Here is a 2,336-nt window from a genome sequence, read left to right as displayed (position 1 = left end):
GCGGTACTATGGAGCGTTATATTTGGACGATTAACGGTAAAAAATTCAGCGATGCTGAGCCATTAAAAGTGAAGTATGGCGAGCGTATCCGTATCAAATTTATTAATGACAGTATGATGGCGCACCCGATGCATTTACACGGTATGTTTATGCAGTTGGAGAATGGTCAAGAGTCGGTAGATATGCCAAATAAACACACATTGATCGTACCACCGGGTAAAACAGTTACGGCTTTATTAACTGCGGATGAATTGGGTGAATGGGCAATCCATTGTCATTTGTTGTATCACATGAGTGCAGGAATGATGAACAAGTTGATCGTAGCAAATGTTAGCGATGAACAAGTGTCTACAACGCCAATTCAAGGTACAAATTCGACTCAAACTCACCAAGTAACTGAGCAAAAAGGAGCTGGACATGCACATCACTAATTTTGTATTTAAAGCGTTTTTTTCTGTTGCGGTATTGAGTTTAACAAGCTTAAGTTTGGCGCACGAAGGGCATCATTCAACTGCTCAGACTGATGGAAAAAATGTACCATCAATGAATCATCAAGCGATGTCTGAGATGGATCATTCACAGCATTCTCCACAAGAGCATGCACAACACATGCAGATGATGGGGAAAATGAACCATGGTCAGATGAATCATGCACAACATCAGGCAACATCTACGGTTAATCATTTACATCATGTACCAGATGCGAATACTCAGCAGAGTTCGCATTATGATCATCGCTCAGAACACGGTGCGCAAATTTATGCGATTACGACGGTGGATAATAAGTGGTTTGTCAATGAAGATGGCACAGGCGGTTTAAAGTCAGAGTTTGAAACCCGTATTGGCACAGATGAAAATAAGGTTTTTATTAAAGTTCATGCCGATAAAGAAGAATCGCATGATGCACATTATGATGCCAAACTTTTATATAGCCGTATGATTTCAGACTTTTGGGATGCACAGATTGGTGCACGTTATCGCAGTGAAAAAGTTGAACTCGATGATCATCGCAAAGACACCGAAGAAAATGTTGATGCAGTGATTGGCTTACATGGTATGGCACCATATTTCTTTGAAACTGATGCTTATCTCTATGCAGGAGAAGACAGTTATGCGGGCTTTAGTCTAGAAACGGAACGTGATTTTCTGATTACCCAAAAGTTGATTATTCAAACTTATTTAGAGTTGGATGCGATCTTTAGTGATGACTCTAAATATGCGAAAAAAACTGGTTTAAGCACTGCAACCGCAGGGCTTGAAACTCGCTATGAAATCAGTAAAAAGATCATGCCGTATATCGACATTGCCTATGAGTATTCAAAAGGTAATGATGAAACGTCGTGGCAAATAGAATCAAACTCTGAGAAAGGTTGGTTATATGGAGCTGGTGTTAGATTTAGATTTTAATTAATCTAATGATTACTAAATAGCTTCATTTAAATAAAACTCTAGCTCGATGCGGTCGGAAGCAAAATGTTAACTTATTTTGCTTCCTACTATTTAACATAATGGCTGTTATGAGAAGTCGACTTGTAATGCAATTTGCATTACAATGTTCCTAGTACATTAAATACTTGGGAAATATGATGGCTACTGTTAACTTCAGGATCGATGAAGCCCTTAAAGAAAAATCTTATTCAATCCTTAAAGAGCAAGGTATTGCACCTACGGATTTCTTCACTAGTATTCTTGAGTATGTTGCTACGACTGGGAAACTGCCTGTCAAAAAAGCTTTGCTTTCGGAAGAAGATGAAGCATTATTAGCTCTTGTCCGTAAGCGCATTAATGATCCTAAAGAGATGTTTGAGGAAGTCACATTAGATGACTTATAAGCTTTTACGTCACAAGGACTTTACAGCAGAATGGGAAAAACTCCCTGTTGCTATACGAGATCAATTTAAAAAGAAACTAGCCAAAGTCATAGAGCAGCCACATATTCTAAAGAATATGCTTAGAGGCGATCTTGCAGGTTGCTATAAAATCAAATTATTAAAAGCTAGTGTCCGACTTGTCTATCAAGTTAAAGATGATCAGGTAGTTATCCTGCTCATTACCGTCGGAAAACGAGCTGATAGCATAGTTTATGACGAAGCGAAAAAGCGAATTAAAGACTAAAAATGGGAGCTTATAGCTCCGAAATAAAAGAAAGTGAAAAATTCTCGGGACACATCATAGCTACCTAATTTTCCAATTGATGAAAGGTCATCATTAGACCTCTTGCGAAAGTCGTTATTGCAAGTTCATCCGATTTACCAGTGCAGCGATTAAGTTAATGCGTAAACCGAATCTTTTCCGTCTATTTCGATAGCGTTCACTTAATATTCTAAATGTTTTCA

The 2,336-nt window shown here is 38.3% G+C and carries 4 protein-coding genes and 1 pseudogene; 4 read left to right on the top strand and 1 reads right to left on the bottom strand.

The annotated features are described in order from the left end of the window. From FTV32_RS16595 to FTV32_RS16580, 4 genes are all read left to right on the top strand, one after another. On the top strand, positions 1-431 hold a 431-nt coding region (locus FTV32_RS16595; protein ID WP_180029131.1), incomplete at its 5' end, for a multicopper oxidase domain-containing protein. Beyond that, positions 418-1,407 (top strand): copper resistance protein B, encoded by a 990-nt coding sequence (locus FTV32_RS16590; RefSeq protein WP_035270370.1) that lies wholly within the window; start codon positions 418-420, stop codon positions 1,405-1,407. The genes FTV32_RS16595 and FTV32_RS16590, both read left to right, overlap by 14 nt. A gap of 179 nt (positions 1,408-1,586) precedes the next feature. Further along, the gene (locus FTV32_RS16585; RefSeq protein WP_180029130.1) at positions 1,587-1,832 is read left to right on the top strand and encodes a type II toxin-antitoxin system RelB/DinJ family antitoxin; all 246 of its coding nucleotides are present in this window, start codon (positions 1,587-1,589) and stop codon (positions 1,830-1,832) included. After that, on the top strand, positions 1,822-2,115 hold the full coding sequence (locus FTV32_RS16580; protein WP_180029129.1) for a type II toxin-antitoxin system RelE/ParE family toxin: 294 nt from the start codon (positions 1,822-1,824) through the stop codon (positions 2,113-2,115). The genes FTV32_RS16585 and FTV32_RS16580 overlap by 11 nt, the downstream gene beginning before the upstream one ends. Before the next feature lie 114 nt (positions 2,116-2,229). Here the strand turns inward: FTV32_RS16580 and FTV32_RS16575 are convergent. Further along, a pseudogene (locus FTV32_RS16575) lies at positions 2,230-2,336 on the bottom strand (IS5/IS1182 family transposase); the annotation flags it as partial.

The organism is Acinetobacter sp. YH16032, assembly GCF_013417345.1.
GTDB lineage: Bacteria > Pseudomonadota > Gammaproteobacteria > Pseudomonadales > Moraxellaceae > Acinetobacter.
The sequence above is the reverse complement of the archived record's forward strand: the minus strand, read 5'-3'. Positions and strand labels throughout refer to the sequence as shown.